The sequence below is a fragment of the Sinanaerobacter chloroacetimidivorans genome (assembly GCF_018128545.1).
GTDB classification, from domain to species: domain Bacteria; phylum Bacillota; class Clostridia; order Peptostreptococcales; family Anaerovoracaceae; genus Sinanaerobacter; species Sinanaerobacter chloroacetimidivorans.
In genome coordinates this window covers 41,566-60,014 of record NZ_JAGSND010000017.1, presented here as the reverse complement: position 1 = coordinate 60,014, position 18,449 = coordinate 41,566, and the positions used below count along the sequence as shown (strand labels likewise).

13 protein-coding genes are annotated in these 18,449 nt (G+C 43.6%); 3 read left to right on the top strand and 10 right to left on the bottom strand.

Annotated features, from left to right (window positions below):
• Window positions 1-5: 5 nt before the first annotated feature.
• The 3 genes from KCX82_RS18485 to KCX82_RS18475 are packed head-to-tail and all read left to right on the top strand — an operon-like array spanning window position 6 to window position 3,559.
• Entirely contained in the window at window positions 6-1,550 is a 1,545-nt protein-coding gene (locus KCX82_RS18485; protein WP_227019972.1) for a sugar ABC transporter ATP-binding protein, read from the top strand.
• On the top strand, window positions 1,543-2,562 hold the full coding sequence (locus KCX82_RS18480) for an ABC transporter permease (protein WP_227019971.1): 1,020 nt from the start codon (window positions 1,543-1,545) through the stop codon (window positions 2,560-2,562). The genes KCX82_RS18485 and KCX82_RS18480 overlap by 8 nt, the downstream gene beginning before the upstream one ends.
• A gap of 52 nt (window positions 2,563-2,614) precedes the next feature.
• Window positions 2,615-3,559 (top strand): substrate-binding domain-containing protein, encoded by a 945-nt coding sequence (locus KCX82_RS18475; RefSeq protein WP_227019970.1) that lies wholly within the window; start codon window positions 2,615-2,617, stop codon window positions 3,557-3,559.
• A gap of 163 nt (window positions 3,560-3,722) precedes the next feature.
• Here the strand turns inward: KCX82_RS18475 and KCX82_RS18470 are convergent, their stop codons facing one another.
• The 10 genes from KCX82_RS18470 to KCX82_RS23030 all read right to left on the bottom strand — a co-directional run bounded on the left by KCX82_RS18470 (window position 3,723) and on the right by KCX82_RS23030 (window position 18,439).
• On the bottom strand, window positions 3,723-4,877 hold the full coding sequence (locus tag KCX82_RS18470; RefSeq protein WP_227019969.1) for an iron-containing alcohol dehydrogenase: 1,155 nt from the start codon (window positions 4,875-4,877) through the stop codon (window positions 3,723-3,725).
• A gap of 15 nt (window positions 4,878-4,892) precedes the next feature.
• The gene (locus KCX82_RS18465) at window positions 4,893-5,342 is read right to left on the bottom strand and encodes a MaoC family dehydratase (RefSeq protein WP_227019968.1); all 450 of its coding nucleotides are present in this window, start codon (window positions 5,340-5,342) and stop codon (window positions 4,893-4,895) included.
• 29 nt (window positions 5,343-5,371) lie between these two features.
• A complete protein-coding gene (locus tag KCX82_RS18460) occupies window positions 5,372-6,412 on the bottom strand; it encodes an electron transfer flavoprotein subunit alpha/FixB family protein (RefSeq protein ID WP_227019967.1) in 1,041 nt (346 codons plus the stop codon).
• A gap of 12 nt (window positions 6,413-6,424) precedes the next feature.
• Window positions 6,425-7,213 (bottom strand): electron transfer flavoprotein subunit beta/FixA family protein, encoded by a 789-nt coding sequence (locus KCX82_RS18455; RefSeq protein WP_227019966.1) that lies wholly within the window; start codon window positions 7,211-7,213, stop codon window positions 6,425-6,427.
• Window positions 7,214-7,227: 14 nt separating this feature from the next.
• A complete protein-coding gene (acrC, locus tag KCX82_RS18450; RefSeq protein ID WP_227019965.1) occupies window positions 7,228-8,364 on the bottom strand; it encodes an acryloyl-CoA reductase in 1,137 nt (378 codons plus the stop codon).
• Window positions 8,365-8,702: 338 nt separating this feature from the next.
• The gene (gene ric / locus KCX82_RS18445; RefSeq protein WP_227019964.1) at window positions 8,703-9,407 is read right to left on the bottom strand and encodes an iron-sulfur cluster repair di-iron protein; all 705 of its coding nucleotides are present in this window, start codon (window positions 9,405-9,407) and stop codon (window positions 8,703-8,705) included.
• 160 nt (window positions 9,408-9,567) lie between these two features.
• Window positions 9,568-11,049 (bottom strand): Na+/H+ antiporter NhaC family protein, encoded by a 1,482-nt coding sequence (locus KCX82_RS18440; protein ID WP_227019963.1) that lies wholly within the window; start codon window positions 11,047-11,049, stop codon window positions 9,568-9,570.
• Window positions 11,050-11,241: 192 nt separating this feature from the next.
• Entirely contained in the window at window positions 11,242-11,973 is a 732-nt protein-coding gene (locus KCX82_RS18435) for a Na-translocating system protein MpsC family protein (RefSeq protein ID WP_227019962.1), read from the bottom strand.
• A complete protein-coding gene (locus KCX82_RS18430; protein ID WP_227019961.1) occupies window positions 11,948-13,858 on the bottom strand; it encodes a sensor histidine kinase in 1,911 nt (636 codons plus the stop codon). The genes KCX82_RS18435 and KCX82_RS18430 overlap by 26 nt, the downstream gene beginning before the upstream one ends.
• A gap of 129 nt (window positions 13,859-13,987) precedes the next feature.
• Window positions 13,988-18,439 carry an S-layer homology domain-containing protein gene (locus KCX82_RS23030; protein WP_264373325.1) on the bottom strand — a complete coding sequence of 1,484 codons (4,452 nt, stop codon included), beginning with the start codon at window positions 18,437-18,439 and terminating at the stop codon, window positions 13,988-13,990.
• Window positions 18,440-18,449: the final 10 nt, after the last annotated feature.

The window sequence follows — 18,449 nt, the reverse complement described above, 5'->3', positions numbered from 1 at the left end:
AAATTATGTCGGAATGTATTGTGAAAATGGAGCACATTTCAAAAACTTTTCCGGGTGTGAAAGCTCTTGACGACGTCTCATTTTATTTGAATTCTGGCGAGGTAATGGCTTTGCTTGGTGAAAACGGCGCGGGAAAGTCTACCTTGATGAAAATATTAAGCGGCGTATATACAAGAGATGAAGGCAGTATTGAAATATTCGGTCAGGAGGTCCAGGAGCAGCTTACTCCGAAAAAGGCGCAGGAATTGGGTATTGCGATCATCCATCAGGAATTAAATATGTGCGGACATCTCACCGTCGCGGAAAATATTTTTCTGGGCCGAGAAGAGACCCGCTTCGGAGTACTTTCACAGGCTCATATGAACAAAGAATCCAAACGAATTCTGGATGATTTAAAGATCGATATCAGCCCAACCACCATCATAAGCGACCTCCCCGTTTCAAAACAGCAGATGGTCGAGATTGCAAAAGCCCTTTCCACAAATGCATCAATACTTGTCATGGATGAACCTACCAGTGCACTGACAAGTAAGGAAATTGATGAGCTTTTCCGGATCATCAGGCAGCTCAAGGCACAGGGAAAAGGAATCGCCTATATCTCCCACCGACTGGAGGAGCTTGCCCACATTGTTGACAGCGTAACAATTATGCGCGACGGTAAATTTATTTTATCTTCAAAATTTCAGGACATTACCATGCCGGAAATCATATCGAACATGGTTGGCCGTGAAATTAAGGAAAAATTTCCGCGGGTTGAATGCCTACGCGGAGAGAAACTGCTTGAAATCAGAAACTTGAATGCCGGCAGAGCGGTAAGGGATATCAATATAGATGTTTATGCCGGAGAGATCGTTGGTATAGCCGGACTTATGGGTGCCGGCCGGACAGAAACGACAAGAGCCATTTTCGGAGCAGATCCGAAACAGTCCGGAGAAATTGTTCTCAATGGGAAAGCACTAAAGATAAGAGGTCCTGTTGATGCCATCCGGCAAGGCCTGGTCCTCGCCCCTGAAGACAGAAAGAAAGACGGACTATGTACCAAGCTGAGCATTCGCGAAAATATCGCTTTGCCGAATCTGGATATCATCTGCAGCAAGCTGGGTGTTGTGAATAAAAAGGCCGAGAACAGAATCGTAAAGAAGGCAGTCCAGAATTTCAGCATCAAACTGGCAACTGCAGAAGCAGATGCGGGCAGCCTCTCCGGGGGAAACCAGCAGAAAGTTGTAGTCAGCAAATGGCTTGCAAGAGATTCCAAAGTGGTTATCTTTGATGAGCCGACCCGGGGAATCGACGTTGCAGCCAAGGTTGAAATCTACAACCTAATGAATCAGCTGAAACTGCAGGGCATCGGAGTTTTGTTCGTCTCTTCGGAGATGCCGGAGATCCTGGGCATCAGCGACAGAATTATCGTCATGTGTGATGGCAGAATAACCGGTGAAATCGAGTCAAAGGCAGCTACGCAGAACGAAATTTTAGAGCTTGCAACCCGTTTTGAAAACAAAGTTGAAAAATTGGGCGAACTGGCAGAGGAGGGTTACATACATGGTTAAGATAGAAAATCATGTTCCGTTAAAAAAAATATTTTCGGTACGGGGAATGGCACAGGTTGTGACCGTATCCTTCGGGCTCGTGATATTATGTATCATTTTCGGCATTTTGAATCCCAATTTTTTCTCTGGTGAGAATACTTTAAATCTTCTCCGGCAAATCGCACCTATCTTGCTGATCGGTATCAGCCAGGCCTATGTTTTGATTACCGGCAACATCGATCTTTCAATCGGCTCAGTCGTTGGAATGAGCACTATGATTGCTTCAACGCTGATGTCAAAGGGAGGCGTTAATCCCTGGCTTGCAGTGCTGATTACCATGATTGCCTGCCTGGCTGTTGGTGCAGCCAACGGATTGCTGGTGGCAAAATGCAAACTGCCCCCGTTCATCGCTACCCTCGGAACGATGACCATAGCCCGCGGCATAGCGCAGCTTGCAAACAACAATTACAATACCGATTCTATTGGTAAAATTTTAGGGAAAGAAGCGGTACAAGGTTTTCGTGATTTCTTCTACTATGGCTCGTTTCTCAATGTTTATAATACCATCTGGATTGCTCTGGTTCTATGGATCATTTTCAATTTCTTTATTGGCAGAACGCGATCCGGCAGACATATTTATGCAATCGGTTCCAACGTTGAAGCTGCCCGTTTGTCTGGCGTCAGCGTTACCGTAACAACTGTGAAGGCATACCTTGTCAGTGCATTCTGCGCCTGCGTCGTTGGATTTATTCTGTGTGCTCAAGCGGGAATGGGAGCTATGGACGCTGGAAATACATATGAATTATACGCTGTCGCGGCAGCAGTAATCGGCGGCGTAAGTACCCTCGGAGGTCAGGGCTTAATGATCGGTACCGTAATCGGCGCGTCTATCTGGGGTGTTCTGCAAAACGGTCTGCAATTTGCAAATGTAGCCGTAGCCTGGAGGAATATTATCATCGGTGCAATTGTAATCGTCTCTGTTCTTCTGGACGTTATCGTAAGAACAGGAGCAAAAGGCAAGAAGGTTATTTAGTGATATCCATCAGATATCATGAAATAAAAATTGAAAGGGAGGAAAAACAAAAATGAATAAGATTTTATCATTACTAGTCAGCCTGTTATTAATCACCGGATTGCTTTCCGGATGCGCTTCAGGGGGAAGTGATGAAGCCGCTTCAGCCGATACTGCTGAGAAATCAAAAGTTTACCTGATTACCATGGACCAGATGGATCAACACTGGCAAAATGTGAATAAGGGTGCTGAAGAAGTCGCTTCAGCGAACAGTGACATCATTGAATACAAATGGAGCGCTCCCGACAAAAAGGATGATGCGCAGCAGATCGACAAGGTTAACAATGCAGTATCCGATGGTGCAAAAGTAATCTTGCTTGCAGCCAACGGTCCCGATGCAATTTCTTCCGCTTTGGAAGAAGCTGCTGCAAAAGGAGTAAAAATTGTCTATGTTGACTCTCCTGCAAACTTCCCTGGCGAAGCCACTTTTGCAACTGATAATAAAGCAGCCGGCAAAACCGCCGGAGAACAAATGCTGGCAGAGCTCAATGCAAAGGGTGTCACAAGCGGTGATATCGGAATCATCAATGTCAAGCCGGATACCACCTCCTGTGTGTTGCGTGAAGAAGGCTTCCGTTCCGCTTTTGAAGGAACCGATTTCAATATTCTCACAACTCAGTTCTGTGAAGGCGATGCCGCAAAATCACAGGATGCTGCTTCCAACTTTATTTCTCAGGGCTGCGTCGGTATCTTCGGTACAAACGAAGGCGGTACAGTCGGTGTCGGCAATGCAATCAAAGCCTCAGGAAAAGCAGTGGTAGGCGTTGGCTTCGACAAGTCCGATACCATTCTCGGTTTGATCACGGATGGTGCCCTTCTCTGCACTATGGCTCAGAATCCTGATGTCATGGGGAAACAAGGAATGGAAGCTGCGATCAAGCTCATTAACGGCGAATCCATCTCAAGCAAAAATGTGGATACCGGTGTAAGCGTGATTACAAAAGATGATGTAAAATAAGTTTTCAACAAAGATTTTGGCTGTGTCCTTTCCTAGAGAAGGACACAGCCGTTTCTCATATCTCGATTCATGTTATATTAGATTTTTTCATTTCTTCTCCTCCATATTGGTTAAACCGAAAAAATACCTTAGTGAAACCAAGGTATTTTTTTGGTGAACTACCTCACTCCCATAAGGATTTATAGATTCCGATCAAATCCTCTTTTGTCGGAGGAATTCTTGTGTTCCCTGGACTTCCGCTGGCGAGAGCATCTGTTGCCATTTTATCGATTGCGGAGAAAAACTCATTTCGATCGATGCCGTATTCGGCCAGGGTCTGAATGTTCAATTTTTTGCAAAGCTTTTTAGCTTCCTCTACAAAAGCCCTTGCTGCCTCCATATCACTCATACCTACTTGGTAGACCCCGATCTCTCTTGCCAGATTGCTTAACCTGTCAACCACGCAAGGAGTGACAAATTCGAGGCACTTGCAAAGAAGCATGGCGTTGGAAAGACCGTGAGGAATATGAAACAAAGCGCCGATTGGCCGGCTCATTCCGTGAACCAGCGTTACGGAGGAGTTTGTAAAGCTGATACCCGCTTCCAGAGATGCCACTGCCATCTGATTTCTTGCATGAATGTTCTGCCCATTGATATAGACCTCATATAGGTTTGAAAAAATTCTTTTAATAGCAGACACCGCATAGGTATCTGACAACAAGAAAGACTTTTTTGATATATAGGCTTCTATGGCATGTGTCAGCGCATCAATACCGGTAGCTGCTGTAACCGAAGGCGGCGCTGTCAAGGTGAATTCCGGATCAACTATGGCAAGATCCGTCATTAGATTTGGATCGTTCAGCAGCATCTTTACGTTGGATTTTGTATTGGTAATGACTGAGGCTTTGCTTGCCTCGGTGCCGGTACCCGCAGTTGTGGGAATGCATACGTTAGGAGGCATTGGATTGGTGAGCTCCCTCCCCATATACTCGCAGATATCTCCGCCATTACCAACCACTGCACCAATGGCCTTCATGGTATCGAGAGGGCTGCCGCCGCCGATTCCTACGAGAAAATTGCAGCCTGTGGACCTATAAAGAGTAAGGCCGGCGTCAACCATATGGTTGGTTGGTTCGCAGTTTACATCAGAAAAAATCTCGTAGTCTATTTCAATCTCATCCAAAACATCCGTAAGCTTTCTCACATTGTTCAGCTTGATCATGGAAGGATCCGTTACAATTAATGCTTTGGTTCCGAGCTTTTTCATATGATTCTTGCTCATTCCCAAGGCACCTTCTCCCATACATATATACTTTGGTGTTAAAAATATATTTGCCAAACCCATCATCTCCTTCTATTTTGTGGCCATTACCTTGCCTTCACCGGCAACTACAACTTCACCTCGTTGGTTGGTGATAGACATATCCAGATAACCGATTTTTTTCTCTTCAATAATTTTCGTAACCGTGCCTGTTGCGGTAATGGTATCACCAATCTTTACGGGAAGAAGAAATTTCAGTTCCTGGCTTAAATAAATGGCATCTGCTCCGGGGATACACATTCCCACGATAGTAGATAAAAACGATGCTGTTAACATGCCATGGGCAATTCTCTCTCCAAATCGGGTGGTCTTTGCATATTCCGCATTCACGTGAACAGGGTTAAAATCACCGATAATTCCTGCAAAGGTATTGATGTCACATTCCCCAATGGTTTTCGTGACGCTGGCTTTTTGCCCTACATACATTTCCTGAATGCTGTGGCCGCTCATATTTAAGCTGTTATCATCGATCATACTGCTCATAACAATTTATCCTTTCTTTTTTCCAGCGATTAGATTTCTAAGCTGCCATTTTTGTCGATGGATTCGATCATAGCCGGAATAACCTCGTTCAGATCTCCTACAATGCCAAAATCACATACCTTGAAAATGGGTGCGTTGGGATCCTTATTGATCGCAACGATATATTTTGATTCACTCATACCTGCAAGATGCTGGATTGCGCCCGAAATACCGCAGGCAATATAGAGATCCGGCCTTACCGTAGTTCCGGTTTGACCGACTTGATGCAAATGTTCGATCCAGCCTGCATCCACTGCGGCTCTGGAGGATCCCACCTCACCGTTTACCTTTTCTGCAAGGGCACGTATCAGCGTGAAGCCTTCCGGACTCTTCAGCCCTCTTCCGCCGGATACGATAACCTTTGCATCAATCAAATTGACTTTTTTCCTATCGCTTTTCACCTTTTTCATCAATACAGTTCGAATATCTTCTTCCTTTAAATTTGGTATGAATATTTCAAGCCGCCCGTCAGGATTTGGGATGAAAGCTGCTTTTTCCATAACACCCGGCCTTACGGTAGACATCTGAGGTCTGTTTCTCGGGCAAACGATGGTTGCCATCAGGTTGCCGCCAAAAGCAGGTCTGGTTTGAAGCAGCTTATGATCTGTCTCATCCACTTCCAGTTTGGTACAGTCAGCCGTCAAACCGGTACCTACTTTTCCTGCAATTCTTGGAGCAATATCTCTTCCGATAGAGGTAGCACCGATGAGTACAATTTCAGGCTTCTTTTCCAAAATTAATTCGGAAATGGAAAGAGCATAGCCTTCGGTTGAGAAATCCTTTAACAAAGGATGACTGATATAGAACACTGTGTCTGCGCCGTAGTGAAGCAGCTTACGGGCCTCGTCCTCCACATCTGCACCGGAAACGATAACTGCCAGCCTTTTTCCTAGTGTGTCTGCAAGTCTTCTGCCTTCTCCGGTCAGTTCGATGGTAACAGGATGAATCTTTCCTTCGTTTTGTTCGGCAATGACCCAAACGTCATTGTAATCTGCGAGATTGATTTCTTGATTTACTTTTGCTTTATTCATCTTCAGTATCTCCTATATTAACTTCAAGTCCGAAAGCTTGCCGATCAATGCTGCCGCCTTTTCTTTTCCGTTCAGCCCTTCTATGATGTGGGAGTTCTTTTCCTTCACAGGGACAAAGGAACGGAACACATTGGTGGGAGAGCCCTTGAGGCCGATTTGCGTCGGATCAATTTTCAGATTATCCATGGTCCAAACTTTTACATTGTCTTCTGAATAGGCTTTAAAAATTCCTCTTACGCTTGGCAGCCTGGGTTCGTTCAGCTCTTTGATGGCTGTGAGCATCAAAGGGGTTTTTACCTCCATAACGTAATCTCCATACTCGGTATACCGAGTAACCTGTACTTTATCCCCCTCCAACTTGATATCCTTGACATAGGTCACCTGGGGAATATTCAGGAACTCTGCCGTTTCAGGACCAACCTGAGCCGTGTCTCCGTCAATGGCCTGTCTACCGCAGAATACAATGTCATAATTTCCGATGGCCTCGATGGCTGCAGCCAAAATTGTGGAGGTAGCCCAGGTATCAGAACCCGCAAACGCTCTGTCCGATAATAAAATGGCTTCATCAGCACCCATAGCTAATGCTTCGTTTAAAGCATCCCTGGCCTGGGGAGGACCCATACATAAAATCGTTACATGGCCTCCGTGAAGGTCCTTGAGAGCTAAAGCCCCTTCGATGGCATTTTTATCATCAGGGTTCATAATGCTTGGTACACCGTCTCTGATTAAAGTACCGGTTTCCTGATTAATTCTTACTTCATTAGTATCCGGAACCTGCTTCATGCATACGATAATATTCATCGTTATCTTCCCTCCTATCGCAACACTGCTCTTGAAATAACAACCTTATGGATTTCCGATGTGCCTTCATAAATTTCTGTAATCTTTGCATCTCGCAGCATTCTTTCCAGCGGATAATCCTTCATGTAACCATAGCCGCCGTGAATCTGGAGCGAAAGGTTTGTAACAAACATAGCGGCCTCAGAGGCAAACAATTTTGCCATAGCGGCTTCCTTGGTGAAAGGCTGTCCGGTCTGCTTTAAGAAAGCAGCATTGTAAACCATCCATTTGGCGGCTTCCACTTTGGTTGCCATTTCTGCAATATACCAGTTTAGTCCCTGCAAAGCAGTGAGCGGCTGGCCAAACTGAACACGTTCCTTCATATATTTTACTGCTTCGTCCAGGGCTTCCTCGGCAATTCCTAAAGCCTGTGAAGCAACACCGATTCTTGCACCGTCAAGTGCAGTCATGGCAATATTGAACCCTTTGCCTTCCTTCCCTACCAGATTTTTCCTCGGCACTCTGCAATTGTCAAAGATCAGTTCAACGGTTTCTGAAGCTCTGATTCCCATCTTTTCTTCAATTTTTCCGATAGAGAAGCCCGGTGTCCCCTTTTCTACAATGATTGCGGACAAGCCCTTCAGCCCATTGGTTGGATCCGTAAGAGAAAAGACTACAAGGTAATCGGCCTGACCGCCGCCTGTAATGAAGCATTTTGTACCGTTCAGTACATATTCGTCTCCGTCAGCAATGGCAGTAGTTTTTACAGATCCTGCATCAGAACCTGCATTGGGTTCTGTCAAGGCAAAAGCACTGAGCTTTCCTCCGTCCCCACAGAGGGGGAGATATTTTGTCTTTTGTTCCTCGGTTCCGAATTTTATAATCACCGATGGAAAGATGGTATGTATAGAAAGAGTTGCGGCAGTAGCAGCGCATTTTCTAGCGATTTCGGTAACTACTAAGGACTTGGCAAGTTCATCTGCACCGGAACCGCCGTATTCTACAGGAGTTCCAATTCCTGTAAAACCACATTTCGCCATCTTTTCGAAGGTTTCCCTTGGAAACTCACCCGTTAAGTCCAGTTCGGCAGCGAGAGGTGCAACTTCTTTTTCCGCGAATTCTCTTGCGACCTTTTGCAGCATGGCATGCGCATCTGAAAGATTAAAATTCATATTCTTCTCCTTGTCATTCAAATCTTTTTGCAATTTTCTCGTTTTCTTGGTGTTTGTCTTTTGACGATGGTAGCATTTTGTTAAAAAAATGTCAAGCTTATTATAAAAAAATAATGTATACATTTTTGTATACATTATTCTAATATGCGGATTCTCGGCCACATTCACAAAATAGAGCCCAGAAAACTCGATGAATTTTTTTAGGTAATTTGGCAAATTATTTGTTACAATATTAACACTATCCACTTGATTTCGCCAATAGAAAATCCCTACCGTTCGGTAAGGATTTTTTATGATCCAAATTCGTTCTTGCAGCAACCCAAGAACATTGGATGTATTTAGTTTATAGTAATACCGAGCTGACGGAACAGGATGTTGTTTTCCAGATGAATATGCTGGAACAAATCAGCTTCCAGTTCCTTCAGACTTTCAAAGGTTCGGCTGTAAGTTCCGCAGCCGTCTTCGGGTACGGTGTAATCGGCCGTCACTCTTCTCAATTCTTTCAGAATATCTCCTGCTGCTTCATGTTCATCTTCCGTTTCTTTCATAACCGTTTTAATTTTCTCTAAAAGTTCTTCGGAAGGTTCCGTATCATACCTCTTGATCATAGGGAATAAAATTTCTTCTTCTTTGATCAGATGTTGTTCCAGCTCCATTTTAAGATTATGAAACAGCTTATGAACCTTGAATAGATCCGCATGATTTGGGCCATGGACTCTTAATATTGTTGTTGTAAGCTCACTAATCTCAGGAAGCACTTTCTTTAAAAACACATGATGTTTGCCGATGATATAATCAATAAGTTGAGAAGGTGCCATTTTTCGATAATCAACCTGATTTGTCAATGTCTTTGCCTCTTCGTATGCTTCATCGAGCTTCATCAGGATTTCCCTTTCATCGAGCCCCTGATCCCTTATGGCATCTGCTAACGGCCTATGTCCTCCGCAACAGAAGTCAATGTTGTAATCTTTAAAAATCTCACTTGCCTTGGGCAAAATAGATACCACTTCTCCGATACTCTGTGTTACTTGAAATGTACTCATTACGATTCCTCTTTTCTCCATTATCTTATTACTAATTATTTGCGTCTGTCCGGCGTTTATACCTAATCCATATTTTCTTCAACTTAGACTTAATCATACACCTACCGGTTAATAAAAATTGTGATCGGAATCATAACGTTTAAGCAACCAACCGGTCAGCTTAGAAAATAAATCCTGCAATCAGGAAACATACCGCTGATATAGCCGCTGCCAGTATTCCAAATGGGGCCTGGGTATAAGCATGATCAAAGTTATTACAGCCTGTTGCTGCCGAAGTGAGTACGGTAGCATCAGAGTAGAAGCATACATGGCTGCCAAATACGCCGGCAGAAAGTACAGCGGATACGGCAAGTGCGATGTTTACATCCAAACCCATTGCCAACGGAATAACGATGGGAAGCGCAATAACATACATTCCCCAGTTTGTTCCGGTAATAAATTCTGTCACGGCCAATATCAGGAATATGGTTACCGGCATTAATTCCGGAGTCATGTATTTCGAAGCTGAGGATATTACATAATATGTAAATCCGATTTGATCATTGACCTCTGCAAACAGGAAGGCCAATACCATCAGCATTAATGGAAGAATCATATTTTTGATTCCTTGTAATGCTACGTCACTAAAATCTTCTGCGGACATGATATTCTGCCCAAGATATAATACAAACATAAATGCCATTGTTACCAATACACCTATTTGCATATCTACATCAAAGTAGATGGTAGCACCGACCAATACAAGGATCGGCAATATGAAGTTGATCACCCTAGGGTTCTTTGGAATTTCAATATCCGTTGCTCCCGATCTGATGTCAATTTTTTCAGATCCTGCCGGTGCCAGCGGGCCGCCCTCTTGAACTCTCTTCTCTGCTTTCTTCATTGGGCCAAAAATCGGGATCACTCCTAATATGATCAGCGGTACAATGATCGCTGCAATCCATCCGTAAAAATTAAAAGGTAAGGTTTTTATAAAATATATCAATCCTTCACCTTCCGGCGCCCATCCATTAACCTCTAACAGTCTGCCTGCGAATACTGCCCAAGTACTGATTGGAATGATAACACATAACGGAGCTGCTGTTGAATCTACAACATATGCCAGAAACTCCCTGGGCACCTTATGCTTATCCGTAACCGGAGCCATGCAGGAACCCACCGTTAACGAATTTAAATAATCGTCAATAAAAACCACAACCCCCAGTACCCAAGTCCACATTAAGGAAGACTTTCTGGTTTTTGCTCTTTTTGCAACCCATTCTCCAAAGGCGAAAGCTCCTCCGGCTTTTTCAATCAGAGAAATGATACTCCCCATTAAACCACATACGATGATGAGCCATGCAATATCTTCACTCATCATTACTTCTAAAATAGAACCGCTGAATGCTCCAAGTACATCGCCTCTTGATACCATAAAGAAGCCCATAATCGATGCCAGAGTTAAAGCCTCAAGAATTCTTTTCGTAATAAAAATATAAATAATCAAAAATAAAGCAGGTATGGTGGCCAGGATTCCAAATTCAGCCGGATCTTCGGGGATAAAAGATGTTAGCAACAATGAAACACCCATAATAATAATGACAGCCAAAAGGGATCGCCTTGCATTGAATTCACTGGCTTCAGCTTGAAGTTGTTTAAACATAAGAACCTCCTTAATAATTTCCATCATGTTATGTAAAATATGATGGTTTTAATAAAAATATAAAAAAAGTGTAGCGCTTTTTCTATTTCAACGATATTTCCTAGCAGATAAAAAAAGACCAATACAAAGCAAAGCTTTGCATTGGTCCTTATTAAGCTAACTATCAATCAGTTTTCTTATTAGTCTCCCAACTCACCTGATAATTTGAAGTTCTATTTTATTGATTCCCTTTTCAACGGAAATTTCTACATGTTGAAATTTAACACTTGAGCCTATTATCTCATGAATCAAATCACATATAGCTTTCTCATTTATCGAGTAAAACAGTTTCCTATATTGTTCAATTATAATACTATTCTGACAATTGTCAAGCATGTTTTTTTCCATTACAGTAATGGCATCAAAAGCCTTTATTTCTATCTTATCGTAATCAATAAACACAAAAACTCCGCTTGGACCTTTCCCCGTTGAGGCTTTCAGAAAAGAAGTGAATTCTTTCTTGATTCTGTCTTCCAGCTGCTTCCTTTTTTCTGACTCGAAAATTTCTTCTGACTTATGCCTTTGAACCGCATAATTTGAATACTCATTGACTGCTTTTATCAATTCCTCCGGATCTATTGGCTTTAGTAAATATTTATGGATTCCAATATCCACACTTTTCAATATCACCTCTACATCGTCCACTGCGGAAGTGATAATTACATAAACATCCGGGGATATTTTTTTAATTTCTTTAATCATTTCAAGACCATCCATGTTGGGCATATATAAGTCCACAATGACTAAATCCGGTTTTTGTTCCTTAAATAGATTTAGACCGTCAAGCCCATCCACGGCTGTAAATATTTTGCCAAACCGCCTTTTTAAATATTTACTCAGAGCTTCTCTCGCCTCGGTTTCATCTTCCACATAAAGCACTTTCATTTCCATTCCCCTCAGCTTTCGCCTTAACACATATCCTGCAGCAAACACCCATATAAACATTTTCCAGTTCTATATGCCCATGCATTCTTTGTTCAATAATTATTTTGGAAATATACAATCCTATTCCGGTGCCGTCTTTTTCATTTTTGGTAGTAAAATATGGTTCAAATAAGTTCTCAAAGGTCTCCTCCGGTATGGGGTTCCCCCTATTGGTAATTTCAAGCAAAACATGTCCGTCTGCCTGCCAGCCTCTTATCTGAATAAGCTTCTTTTCAACATTTGATTCTAAAATGGCATCTCTGGCATTGTTCAGAATGTTAAACAGAACATGGGAAAACTCATTTTGATATCCCAAAAGTTTTAATCCTTTATCAATGTTTACTTCTACCGCAATATGGTTATATTTTAGACTTGCTTCCATCAAATTCAAAGCTAAAGCAATGGATTCATTCAGATCAAATTCAGTCACTTCTCTATTTGGTTTAAGAAAATCAGTAAAATCTTTTATTGTATCAGACATATTCCTGACGATGCTCATAAGCTTGTCAATTGTAGCTTTAAACTCTTCATCATTTAGCTCTTTTAATTGATAATCCTCATAAAGATTCAATAAAATCAAATTTATCGAATTTAAGGGCTGCTTCCATTGATGAGAAATATTGCCCACCATTTCACCAATCTTAGCTTGCTTTGACTGATAGATCAGCAATATGTCTTTTTCCCGGTTGAGTTCCGCTTCTTTTTTCATTTCTGACTGGATGGATAAAATTGCGTTATGAAATTCTCCAATATCATCTTTTCTATTCAAAAATTCCGTTGGAATATCATGGGTGTAATCGCCATGTTTCAAAAGTTTGAGCTGATCTGATGCATTCACGATAGGTTTTGACAGCCTATGTGAAAAGTAAATTCCAAAAATGATCGTTATGACGATACAGATCAAAGTTAACAAAGTAAGAACCAAAATTAATCCCCGTGTTGGAGAGAAGACCTCTTTTGTAGGCTGCGTTATGCCAATAATCCATCCGTTGGAAAGTTTGCTAAAGGCCAATATATACTCTTCATTCAAATCAAAATAATGGAATACACCCGAATTTTTGACCTCGGCATATTGTTGTATTTGTCGTTCACTTTCTGAATAGCGCTCCTTATTCAAATCATTGCTGGAGACAATCAGCTCCTTCTCATCATCATATAAAAAGGAACTGCTCCCCCCATAAATTTTCATTGTTTTTACAATATCAATGGTATCATCTGTTAAGATATCTGCTCCGGCTACGCCTACTAAAACCCCGTCAACATAAACAGCCCTTGAATAGGAAAGCATTTCCAGATTCACATCGGAATCGACGTAAGGGCCTGTCCATGTTCCCTTTTTCTCCAGGATCGGTTGAAAATAATATTGCATATTTTCTGCAATTGGTTCTGTAAAATCCCTGGCGTTTAAGCTTAAATCCGGCATAACCGCCTGCGGAGTGCCCGCTTCGTCAAACGCATACCACACCTCTTCCTGGGTTGGGAATGTCAATTCAGGATTAAAGGTAAAGTAAAGACCATAGGCGATATCAGAGTATTGCAGTGTTTCTTTTATGATCCGGTCTAAATATGCCTTATACTCAATAAAGTATGGTACCTCCTCTTGATGCTCCATTGGATCAAATGTGACAGATACATTTGCTGCTAAGGAATCGACCAATCCTTCTGTGTTTTTAAAATAAATGCTAAGTTGATTTGAATATTTCTCCGATGCATAGGAAAGCATTTGCTCCGCTTCGTCGTTCATGACAGACGAAGCCCGCTTAATACTAACAACGCATAAAACAGTAGACGTTGCTATAGAGCAAATAATAATTGCCAGCATGATTCTTAAACTTATTTTTTTCATTTTATCTTCTTTAGTTCTTCAAATACTTCTATAGCAAAGGGCTTACACATTCATTGTATGTTATTTTTTATTGGTTTGCAATAAATTCCAAAGTTCCTCAGTATCCTTCGTTAAGACTCTCTTTTTTCGTTATAGTCCAAAATCCTGGGCAGTTAAATCACGGTTCAGGTTTTTCACGATAATCGTAATCTGCTGTCCGGATCCATTGGAAAATATGATGGTACGGTCCTTGCCGTCGGCAGTTTGCGCCGCGATAATCGCAATATATAACTCGGAAGTGATTTCAACTCCATCATTAATCAATCGAATGCGATCGCTGCCTCTCACATTAAAATCCCAAATGGTATCAATATCTTCATCCCCATATGAGCTGTCCAACCTGAACTCAAAGGTATCATTGCCACCCAAACCAAAAAGCTGGTCGGAACCACTGCCGCCGTCGATCACATCATTTCCTGCTCCATAATTTGGGTACCATGCTAGAATATTTCCAAGAATGTTATAAGTATAATCATAAATTGAGCTGTCACTGAACTTATATGCGTGGGGGTTCGTATTGCCGTCCTGCCCCTGCCCGCTGGCAGAACTCCAGTTGCCTCCTGCTCCGCCGTTGGAACCTCCAAAGCCTCCGCCGCCTCCATAACCACTGTCCCTGGAGCCGCCGTTGCTGCCGCCTTTCCCGATTGTTGAGGTGGCTGTTGCAACACTATCGCCGACATTCCCAAACCCGGAAACCAGGATTGATCCATTGCCTGAGTATCCTCTGCCGCTGCCTGCCCCTAAGCCTCCCTGTCCGCCGGTATTCCCTGACAGATTTCCGCCGCCGCCGCCTCCGCCGCCTCCGCCGAAACCGCCTCTATTACTATTCCATCCACTCGCACCATTGAAACCGTCACCAAAAATAATATCATCTTCAAGGCCGCCGTAGATTGTGTCATTTCCACCGCCGCCTGAACCGCCTGAACCGCTGGTTGATCCCCATGATCCTTGATACCCGCCTCCGCCGCCTGATCCATCACCGAAGATAATATCGCCTGCATCGGTTCCTATTATTTTATCATCATTCCCACCGCCATTACCGCCTCGGGCACCATTCTGGCTATTTCCGCCTCCGCCGCCTCCGCCGCCGCTGGCATCTCCGAGGATGAACCAGCCGCTGGCGTCATCCCATACCGGTATCATAACCGTGGCAGGTGCGGCAGGCACAAACTTCACACTGTTAGCGGTCACTGTCAGGATGTGAATTCCCCCTGTACCAAGCATTACACTTACAGATCCCGTTCCGTCACCTGAACTAAAGGATACCGGTTGTTCATTAACAAGAACACCATCAAGGTCTGATGATACAGTTACCGTATAGACGCCATTATTGACAGTATTTCCATACTTATCATACAATGTGATCTCTAAATTGAATGGTGCTCCTGCGGCCTGTAATCCGGGATCTATTATGCTGATTCTTCCTTCGGTTACCTCATCTGCAACCACAGGTGTAACACTTAAAGAATTGGTTCCGGGAATTGCTACTCCCGCAATGCGGAATGCTATGGTCTGGGTTGCTGTCTTATTCAATGAAAGGTTTGGAGCTGCTACACCATTTGTAAAAGTGACATTGATATTCTGTCCTGTTTTACTGCTTGCAGTTAACGTAGTGCCATTGAAGGTTCCATAGCTTCCCAAAGATGCTGGCTCAACTCCTGAAATGGTCACAGCCCGTGTTCCGTTAAATGTGGTATCTACATTGCCCAGAGCATCTTTGACCGTTAAAGTAACAGGGTTGACAATACCCGCTACAGGTGCCGATGCGGAGGCAGAAGCAGTGGCTGTCTGGGCATAAAACGGCAACGTAACCGTCCCGCTCAGCGCTTCAGGCATACCGCTTGCTATGAATGCGATTTGCGCTCCGATGATTTCGGCAGAATTTGTGGCTCCTAGATTTGTGAAGCTGACCACACCGTTTGAAGCTGTCACAGTTTTTGTTCCAGTCAAGGTCCAGACTCCGCTGTCTTTCTTTGAAGCGGTAACCGTTGTGTGGCTATCATTGGCACAGAGATTACCGTAGGCATCTTTTAATGTAATGACAGGCTGATTGCTGAATAATCCCCCATTGATAGCAGGCGCTGTAATATCTGTCGTCAGATACATGCCGGCAGCTGAACCCACCGACACAGTAAAGGCGATAGGATTCACAGCGGGAGCTGCAATATCGGCAATGCTGAACGCTATGGTCTGGGCTGCTGCTTTGTGCAGGGAAAGATTGATAATTGCCACACCGCTTGTAAAGGTGACATTAACGGCCTGTCCAGTTACACTGTCTGCTGTTAATAACGTACCGTTGAAGCTTCCATAGCTTCCAAAAGGAGACGGGGCAACCCCTGATATGGTTACAGTCCTTACTCCATGAAACCTTGTGGCTATATTACCCCGTGCGTCTTTGACCGTCAATGTAACAGGATTAGCATCACCCGCTGCAGGGGTGGATGAGAATGCAGCTGCTGTTGCTGTCAGTGCATGGAATGGCAGTGTCACTACTGTGCTCAGCACTTCAGGCAAACTGCCTGCTGTAAATGCAATCTTTCCGCCGCTGATTTCCACGATATTTTCGGCTCCCAGATCAGTGAAGCTGACTATGCCATTGGAAGCCGTGACAGTCTTTGTTCCAGTCAGGATCCAATCTCCGTCGTCTTTCCTTGCCGCGGTCACCGCTGTCTCGCTATCATTGACGCATATATTGCCGTAAATATCTTTCAATGTTATGGCAGGCTGCTGGGCAAATAACCCACCGCTTATTTCCGGCGCTGCTATATCGGCTGACAGATCCATTCCGGCAGCCGCAGCCGGTACCGGAACAAAGATGATCGGATTCGTGGCGGGTGCTGCAACATCGTCTATGCTGAACGTTATGGTTTGCACCGCCGCTTTGTGCAAGGAAAGATTGATAATCGCCACGCCGCTTGTAAATGTGACATTAAAATCCTGGCCATTCATACTGTCTGCCGTTAATTCCGTACCATTGAAGCTTCCGTAGCTTCCAAAAGGCGATGAAGCAGCACCTGATAATGTTACTGTCCGTTCTCCATGATATCTTGTATCTATATCACCCAAACCATCCAGAACTGTTAAGGTGACCTCGGATTCCTCTCCTGCTGCCATAGTCAAAGCGGACGCAGAGGCCGTCACGGTTTGGGCGGGGGCAGGGATAACAGGTCCTACCACATTACTTGAGATTGTACCTTTATAGCTTCCTGTACCCATTGCCTCTGCTTTGATGAACTTACCAACGTCATCATTGACCGGCATATATATACTTCCTGTCGATCCGGAAATATTGACGTAGGTAACGCCATCTGAAGAAATTTTCCATTGATAAGTGACGGTTGCAGCGGAAGGTGTCGGCACTGCTGTTAACGCAGTTCCGACAATTGCTTCACCTGTAATATTAACTGCCTCCATCTCGATTCTATTTCTTCCGCCGGAAGGTAATATGATTCTTTCCGGTGCTTTTTCAAAGGTTGAACTGCTGACCATTTTTCCGGTTGCTACTTTTATGGTTCCTTGCCCTTGCACCACCGTCTTTGCATCTGCGACTAATTTTGAAATAGTGGAATTATCGTCTAGAACTATAATGATCTCTTCTCCCGCTGCGGCTTCTGAGATAAGTACTTCTGCCCCCTCCAGGTTCGTTACTACGACACGCACACCACCGTTAGAGGTTTTTTGTACGGTGATTTTGCTGTATTTCCCTCCGTTAATGTGAATACTGTCTTTCCCTCCGCCTCGAATGAAGGTTTCTCCCTCTACTATAATATTGTTTAACCAAACATCACCGTCGCCTACTTCTTCCGCAATGATCAGGTTACCTTTTATGACGGTGTTTTGCAGCGTAACGCCGTCTGCCTTTATAATGACGTTCTTTGCAATGGTTGTTTTGCCTGTTTCCGGTCCGAAAACGCCTGCTCCAAGATAACTTACTTCCTGATCTGAAATTTGGACCGCCAGTACTTTATTCAGCACAGTGACCGCTTCTGCTCTAGTTAAATAGCTGGTTGGTTTAAAGGTTCCCATCGGGTAGCCGCTCATATAGCCTTCTGCTACCACTGCTCCAACAAATCCCTTCGCCCATTCCGCAATTAAATTGGCATCTGAAAATTGATGAATTACATCCGGGTTTTGTGCCGTATTTCTGATTTTTGATAAGATAGCAGCGACCTCCTGGCGGCAGATCGGATGATTCGGCTTGATACTTCCATCCGGATAACCCCCAATATAATCTGCATGGAATGCAGCCCTTACAGCATCATAATACCAGTCTGTTTCTGCAACATCTTTGAAATGAATACTTCCTTTTGCCTCAAGGTTGAAAGCTTTATTCACCATGGCCATAAACTCTGCTCTCGTAATGGCCTTGTCAGGCCGGAAGGTCCCATCCGAATATCCGCCGATCAGGCCCCTATTCATCCAGTTTTGAATCACATCGTTTCCCCAATGATTTTCGATGTCTGATGCGGTGGCCCCAAAGACCATTCCTGATGGTGAGCAAACCATACATAGCACTAATAGGATTGTAACTATCTTTTTCATTATCAGATCC

Coding starts and splice junctions, on each gene's coding strand:
- KCX82_RS18465 (WP_227019968.1), bottom strand. CDS start 5,342: ATGAGCAGTATGATCGATGATAACAGCTTAAATATGAGCGGCCACAGC.
- KCX82_RS18460 (WP_227019967.1), bottom strand. CDS start 6,412: ATGAATAAAGCAAAAGTAAATCAAGAAATCAATCTCGCAGATTACAAT.
- acrC (WP_227019965.1), bottom strand. CDS start 8,364: ATGAATTTTAATCTTTCAGATGCGCATGCCATGCTGCAAAAGGTCGCA.
- KCX82_RS18480 (WP_227019971.1), top strand. CDS start 1,543: ATGGTTAAGATAGAAAATCATGTTCCGTTAAAAAAAATATTTTCGGTA.
- ric (WP_227019964.1), bottom strand. CDS start 9,407: ATGAGTACATTTCAAGTAACACAGAGTATCGGAGAAGTGGTATCTATT.
- KCX82_RS18440 (WP_227019963.1), bottom strand. CDS start 11,049: ATGTTTAAACAACTTCAAGCTGAAGCCAGTGAATTCAATGCAAGGCGA.
- KCX82_RS18430 (WP_227019961.1), bottom strand. CDS start 13,858: ATGAAAAAAATAAGTTTAAGAATCATGCTGGCAATTATTATTTGCTCT.
- KCX82_RS18435 (WP_227019962.1), bottom strand. CDS start 11,973: ATGAAAGTGCTTTATGTGGAAGATGAAACCGAGGCGAGAGAAGCTCTG.
- KCX82_RS18475 (WP_227019970.1), top strand. CDS start 2,615: ATGAATAAGATTTTATCATTACTAGTCAGCCTGTTATTAATCACCGGA.
- KCX82_RS18455 (WP_227019966.1), bottom strand. CDS start 7,213: ATGAATATTATCGTATGCATGAAGCAGGTTCCGGATACTAATGAAGTA.
- KCX82_RS23030 (WP_264373325.1), bottom strand. CDS start 18,439: ATGAAAAAGATAGTTACAATCCTATTAGTGCTATGTATGGTTTGCTCA.
- KCX82_RS18485 (WP_227019972.1), top strand. CDS start 6: ATGTCGGAATGTATTGTGAAAATGGAGCACATTTCAAAAACTTTTCCG.